Origin of the sequence: Pseudomonas sp. S32, assembly GCF_016648095.1 — a bacterium.
GTDB lineage: Bacteria > Pseudomonadota > Gammaproteobacteria > Pseudomonadales > Pseudomonadaceae > Aquipseudomonas > Aquipseudomonas parafulva.
Genome location: NZ_JACVVF010000054.1, coordinates 23,393 through 29,392, shown reverse-complemented (window position 1 = coordinate 29,392; position 6,000 = coordinate 23,393). Strand labels below are relative to the sequence as shown.

At 62.8% G+C, this 6,000-nt stretch carries 6 protein-coding genes; 2 read left to right on the top strand and 4 right to left on the bottom strand.

Annotation, left to right across the window (positions count from 1 at the left end; genetic code table 11):
* Positions 1-375: 375 nt before the first annotated feature.
* Positions 376-1,143 carry a hypothetical protein gene (locus IAE38_RS20940; protein WP_028634787.1) on the top strand — a complete coding sequence of 256 codons (768 nt, stop codon included), beginning with the start codon at positions 376-378 and terminating at the stop codon, positions 1,141-1,143.
* A 53-nt stretch (positions 1,144-1,196) separates the two neighbouring features.
* On the opposite strand, the gene IAE38_RS20935 is transcribed toward IAE38_RS20940, so the two are convergent.
* Both IAE38_RS20935 and IAE38_RS20930 read right to left on the bottom strand, forming a co-directional pair.
* Positions 1,197-1,679: a GAF domain-containing protein gene (locus tag IAE38_RS20935; RefSeq protein ID WP_201219089.1), complete on the bottom strand. Its 483-nt coding sequence runs from the start codon at positions 1,677-1,679 to the stop codon at positions 1,197-1,199.
* Positions 1,676-2,566: an ATP-binding protein gene (locus tag IAE38_RS20930; protein WP_201219087.1), complete on the bottom strand. Its 891-nt coding sequence runs from the start codon at positions 2,564-2,566 to the stop codon at positions 1,676-1,678. Before IAE38_RS20930 ends, IAE38_RS20935 begins: the two co-directional genes overlap by 4 nt.
* A gap of 80 nt (positions 2,567-2,646) precedes the next feature.
* Here IAE38_RS20930 and IAE38_RS20925 point away from each other — a divergent pair, with 80 nt between their 5' ends.
* Complete coding sequence (locus tag IAE38_RS20925; RefSeq protein ID WP_201219085.1) at positions 2,647-5,001, top strand: response regulator; 2,355 nt, start codon at positions 2,647-2,649, stop codon at positions 4,999-5,001.
* On the opposite strand, the gene IAE38_RS20920 is transcribed toward IAE38_RS20925, so the two are convergent.
* Both IAE38_RS20920 and msrB read right to left on the bottom strand, forming a co-directional pair.
* Entirely contained in the window at positions 4,991-5,479 is a 489-nt protein-coding gene (locus IAE38_RS20920) for a glutathione peroxidase (protein WP_201164824.1), read from the bottom strand. The genes IAE38_RS20925 and IAE38_RS20920 overlap by 11 nt on opposite strands.
* Positions 5,480-5,493: 14 nt before the next feature.
* Positions 5,494-5,889, bottom strand: coding sequence for a peptide-methionine (R)-S-oxide reductase MsrB (msrB, locus tag IAE38_RS20915; protein WP_028634782.1), 396 nt, complete (start codon positions 5,887-5,889; stop codon positions 5,494-5,496).
* Positions 5,890-6,000: the final 111 nt, after the last annotated feature.

Genomic DNA, 6,000 nt, shown 5'->3' with positions numbered 1-6,000 from the left:
CCTGTTACCGCCGTGAAAGGGCGGTGTCCTAGGCCACTAGACGAAGGGGACACGCTGCTGGCATTGCTGCCTGCTTTCACTACCTGCCGTGTTTCGCTGTGTGCTTTACGCTGCAAGTGGCGCGCATTCTATGGATGCTTCGTTGAGGCGTCAACCCCTTTGTAGAAATTTATTTAAATCAATGACTTCCGGGTTTCCACAATGCCCTTGAGGCAGGCCCTGATGCGTGTACGTTGATTTTTTGGCGTCAGGTCGGCGTTAATGTGCCAGCATGCAGTTCTGGGGCAGGCTGCCGATAAAAGGGAACCCGGTCAGGGGGCCTCGCGAGCAGGCTCGCCCCTACCCTAAGGCAACCTTTTTCATGAGGCATACACGGTGACACCACTTCTGATCACACTGCTCATCGTGGCGGGCATCGCGCTGCTGATCCTGATCGGCTACCTGAACAATGTCGTGGAGAACGGCAAGCTCGAGCGGGCCCGGATGAAGATCGAGCTGGCCGACCGCCTGCGCCGTTGCGGCGAGATCACCGAAACCTTCCCCGGCCAGTTCATGACGCCAGGGCTAAAACTGCTGCTGACCCGCCTGGAGCTCAACCTCAACCAGCGCCAGCTGGGTGTGGACAAGCACAACGCCCAGCTCAAGGCCCGTATCGCCGAACTGGATGCCTTGATCGCACAAGGCGACAAGATCCCGGTCAACAACCCGCCCAACCCAATCCTTACCGAGGTCAAGGCCAAGGATGTGCGCTTTCTGCTCGAGGCACTGCACAACCAGATCACCCGCGCGGCGCAGGAAGGCTTCTTGCCTGCCCCTGAAGCCAAGCATTGGCTGAAGGAAATCCGCCACATCCTGGTGCTGCTGCATATCGAGTTCTTCAATAACCTGGGGCAACAGGCCCTGCAGAACGAACAGCCCGGCCAGGCGCGCCTGGCCTTCGAGCGTGGTGTGCAGTACCTGCGCAAGCAGCCAGAACCCAAGCTATACGAAGAGCAACTGACGTACCTGGAGAAACTGCTGGCCCGGGTGAACGCCCAGGTGCTGGACCAGTTGGCGCCTGCCGAGAACGAAGAGAACGAGCTGACTGAAGGCCTGAAGACCGACGACGAGGAAACCTGGAAGAAGAAGGCCATGTACGACTGACCCCCATGCCTGCACGGGCGCTGCGCTAGCGCCCAGTACAGGCGATTGGCCGGTCAGCAGTCTGTCAGTTCGAGGAAGATGGCGGCCAGGCGCTCAAGCCCTGCCTGGTCCGCTTCACTGAAACGCCCAATGGACGGACTGTCCAGGTCCAGCACCCCAATCAGGCGGCCGCCCTTGATCAGCGGGATGACCAGTTCGCTGTTGGAAGCGCTGTCACAGGCAATATGCCCCGGGAAGGCGTGTACATCCTCCACCCGCTGGGTTTTACCGGTGGCCGCGGCCGCGCCGCATACCCCCTTGCTGAACGGAATGCGCACGCAGGCTACCTGCCCCTGAAACGGGCCAAGCACCAGTTCCTGGTTGCGGTTCAGATAGAAGCCGGCCCAGTTCAGGTCCTCGACCTGGTGGTAGAGAAACGCCGAAAACTGTGCGGCGTTGGCGATGAAGTCACGCTCGTCGGCAAACAGCGCCTGCACTTGCGCCGCCATCAGGGCATAGCCGTCCAGGCCCGTGCCAGTGGCTTTGAGGTCGATCATTTACTTTGCTCCAGCAATTGCAGCCCAACCCAGTAGCGGGCGAACTGATAGGCACAACGGCCATTACGGTTACCGCGGCCGGTCGCCCAGCGCACGGCGAGTATGTCGAGTTGTTCGTCACGCTGCCAGGCCAGGCCCGCAGGCCGCGCCAACTGCTCGATCCAGTGCTCGACCACATTCAGGAAGTGGCCCTGGGTAAACGGGTAGAACGACAGCCACAGGCCGAAGCGGTCAGACAGGGCAATCTTGTCCTCCACCGCTTCGCTGGGGTGCAGCTCCCCGTCCACGCGCTTCCAGTTCTCGTTGTCGCTCTCTTTTTCCGGCACCAGGTGGCGGCGGTTGGAGGTGGCGTAGAGCAGCACGTTGTCGGGTGCCTGCTCCAGCGAGCCATCGAGCACGCTTTTAAGCACCCGGTAATCACCCTCCCCGGCCTCGAACGACAGGTCGTCACAAAACAGCACAAAGCGTTGTGGCAGCGCGTGCAGCAGTTCCACCACCCGAGGCAGATCGGCCAGGTGGTCGCGTTCGATTTCGATCAGGCGCAGGCCGGCCCCGGCGTGTTCGGCCAGCAGAGCACGCACCAGCGAAGACTTGCCAGTGCCGCGCGAGCCCCACAGCAGCGCATGGTTGGCGGGCAGGCCCTGGATGAATTGATGGGTATTGCGGCCCAGTTGCTCGCGCTGCTGGTCGACGCCGATCAGGTCGCTGAGGCGGATGTCCAGGCTGACCTCAAGGGGCAGCAGGTAACCGCTGCGCCCGTCGCGCTGCCAGCGTGCGGCCAGGGTGGTAGACCAGTCGATAGCCGGGCGCTCGGCCGGCAACAGGGGTTCGAGGCGCGCCAGCACCGATTCGGCGCGGTCCAGGAAAGCGATCAAGCGGGCGTCCATGACGACTCCTGAAAAGGGGGGGACAGACCAATCAAGCCTGAATGGGTGACAAGCCCACCAGCAGCCGAGGTTGATCGGCTATGCTTGCGCAGCGCAAGGCACGTAGAACCGGCTCGGGACCCATGGATATCAAGTTCACCAATCGCCTGTCATACAAGCAAGCCCGGTTGACAGTCCTGGTCGGCTTCATCCTGGGAACATTGCTCAGTCTCATCCAGATCGGCATCGATTATGCCAGTGAGGACGCGTCGATCAACCGTGAAGTGCGCGCCCTGCTGCAAATCAGCCACAACACCGCCTCGCGCATTGCCTACAACATCGATTCGGAACTGGCCCTGGAGCTGACGCGCGGGCTGCTGCAGTCTCCGGCAATCATCCGTGCACGCCTGATCGACAACAACGAAACGGTGCTGGCCGATGTGGAACGGCCGCGCCAGCAGGACCGTTACCGTCCGCTCAGCGACTTCCTGTTCGGCGAGCAGCGCCAACTGCGCGAGCGCCTGTTTCTGACCCATATGCCCGAGGAATACCTGGGCACGCTATACCTGGACGTAGACACCTACACCTTCGGCCGGCGCTTTCTGGACCGGGCCGGCATCACCCTGCTGACCGGCTTCGCCCGTAGCCTGGTACTGACGGGCATCCTGCTGGCGCTGTTCTACATGATGCTGACCAAGCCCCTGGTCACGGTGATTGCTGCCCTCAGCGGCAGCGACCCGCGCAAGCCAAGGCAAACCCGCGTGCAGTGCCCATCCGGCCACGAGCATGACGAGATCGGCGTGCTGGTGAAAGTGGCCAACCAGCAATTCGTCAGCATGGCGACCGAGATCGAACAGCGGCGCACTGCCGAAAACCGCCTTACGCAATACCTGAACGAGCTGGAAGACATCGTCTCGGCCCGCACCGACGAGCTCAAGGCCACTAACAGTAGCCTGAGCCTGTCCAACCAGGAGCTGGAACAGGCGCGCCGCCGGGCACTGGACATGGCGCAGGCACGCGCTGCGTTTCTCGCCAACATGAGCCACGAGATCCGCACCCCGCTCAATGGCATGCTCGGCATGATCGCCCTGGCCCTGGATAACCCTTCACCGGAAGAGCAGCGCCAGCAACTGGCCATTGCCCATGACTCCGGCAAGGTACTGGTCGAATTGCTCAACGATATCCTCGACCTGTCCAAGTTCGACGCCGGGCAACTGGAGCTGGAGCGCATCGCCTTCGACATGGCTTCCATGGTCGAGGACACGGCCAGCCTTTTGTCGCAGAACACTGCGCAAAGCGTGGAACTGACCTGCCTTATTGCCCGCGACTTCCCTGCCAGCGTGCTAGGCGACCCTACACGGGTGCGGCAGATCGTCAGCAACCTGTTGTCCAACGCACTCAAGTTCACCCGCTTTGGCCGCGTGGACGTGCACCTGGTGGCCATCGTCGGCGGCGTACGTCTGGAAGTACGTGACACCGGCATCGGTATCCCCGAAGAGGCTCAGGCGCGGATTTTCCAGCCCTTCACCCAGGCCGGTGCCGGCATTACCCGCCAGTACGGCGGCACGGGCCTGGGGCTGGCACTGACGCGCAACCTCTGCAAAGCCATGCATGGCCACCTGCATATCAAATCCGAGCCGGGTTTTGGCAGCCGCTTTACCGCCGAACTGCCCTTGGTCGAATATGCCAGCGCCATCCAGCCGGCAGCTCTACACGGCAACGTGGCGGCACTCAGCGCGAGTGGCAGCGGGCTGCACGAACTGCTCGAGGGCCTGTTGCCCGGCTGGGGGCTGAGCTATCAACGGCATGACGATGCCGCCACCCTGCCGGGCAACATCGACCTGCTGATCGTCGACGACGTGCAGGCACTGGCTGCAGTGCGCAAGGCCATGCCAACCCCGATCCTGCTGGTGACCGCCTACGGCAACTTTCTACCCGGCGAGCAGGCCCTTGCCCTCGCCCCCCTGCACCAGTTGGCACGGCCACTTGCGCGGGCCGCGCTCTACCAGACCCTGCGCCGCATCCTGCAGGGGCAGGAGGCCGAGCACCCCCTGGCCAGCCCCGCCGCCACCCCGGCGCAAGGCCGGGCGCGCATCCTGCTGGTAGAAGACAACCCGGTCAACCAGCTGGTGGCCAAGGGCATGCTGGCCAAGCTGGGCTGCCAGGTGCAACTGGCCACCCAAGGTGCCGAGGCGCTGACCCTGCTGGAACAGCAAGCCTTCGACCTGGTATTGATGGACTGCAACATGCCGGTGATGGATGGCTACGAGGCCACCCGCCACATTCGCCAGAGCGGACGCTGGCCCAACCTCCCGATCGTTGCGCTTACCGCCAACGCCATGCCCGAAGAGCGCGAGCGTTGCCGTGCAGCGGGCATGGACGACTACCTGGCCAAGCCGTTCCGCCGCGAAGACTTGCAGGCACTGATCGACCAGTGGGTACCGCTCAACGGCTGAGCAGGCGTTCGATATCGGCTTCGAGCGCCTGAGGCTTGGTGGTGGGTGCATAACGCACCACCTGGCCCGTGGCCGGGTCCACCAGAAACTTGGTGAAGTTCCACTTGATCTTCTGGCTGCCCAAAATGCCAGGGGCACGCTGCTTGAGTTCGACGAACAGCGGGTGGGTGCCGGGGCCGTTGACCTCGACCTTGCGAAACAGCGGGAAGCTCACGCCAAAATTGCGCTCGCAAAACTGCGCGATGTCCCGCGCCTCGCCTGGCTCCTGCTTGCCAAACTGGTTGCAGGGAAAGCCCAGTACCACCAGCCCGCGGTCGCGATAGGCCTGCCACAGCTGCTCCAGGCCTTTGTATTGCGGGGTAAAGCCGCACTGGCTGGCGGTATTGACCACCAGCAGCGCTTTGCCAGGGAAGTCGCTCAGCTGCTTGTGCTCGCCGCCCAGGGTCACACAGGGAATGTCCAGCTTCAAAGCTGCCATGATCGGGGCTCCGTTCAGTCGCGGGGGCGCAGGTCGATGCACACCGAGTTGATGCAGTAGCGCAGGCCGGTAGGTGCCGGGCCATCGGGGAACACATGGCCCAGGTGCGCATCACAGCGCGCACAGGTGACCTCGGTGCGGATCATGCCGTGGGACGTGTCGCGGATCTCGATCATGGCGCTGTCTTCTATCGGCGCGTAGAAGCTGGGCCAGCCACAACCGGAATCGAATTTGGTCTGCGCATCGAACAGCGCCAGCCCGCAGCAGATGCAGTGGTAGATGCCATCGCGGCGTTCGCTGTTGTACTTGCCGCTGAAGGGCCGCTCGGTGCCCTTGAGCCGGCACACCTGGTATTGCTCGGGGTCGAGCATCGAGCGCCATTGTTCCAGGGTTTTCTCGATCTTTTGCATGGGGGTACCTCGGCAGGCTTAATTTCACCGTACGCCGTCTTTTCCGGGGCGCGGGTGGCACGTATATTAGTTGGCTTCGTGTGCCAGGCGTTCAGTCTGGCACCCGCTTTG

Coding starts and splice junctions, on each gene's coding strand:
- IAE38_RS20920 (WP_201164824.1), bottom strand. CDS start 5,479: ATGGCAGCTTTGAAGCTGGACATTCCCTGTGTGACCCTGGGCGGCGAG.
- msrB (WP_028634782.1), bottom strand. CDS start 5,889: ATGCAAAAGATCGAGAAAACCCTGGAACAATGGCGCTCGATGCTCGAC.
- IAE38_RS20935 (WP_201219089.1), bottom strand. CDS start 1,679: ATGATCGACCTCAAAGCCACTGGCACGGGCCTGGACGGCTATGCCCTG.
- IAE38_RS20930 (WP_201219087.1), bottom strand. CDS start 2,566: ATGGACGCCCGCTTGATCGCTTTCCTGGACCGCGCCGAATCGGTGCTG.
- IAE38_RS20925 (WP_201219085.1), top strand. CDS start 2,647: ATGCTTGCGCAGCGCAAGGCACGTAGAACCGGCTCGGGACCCATGGAT.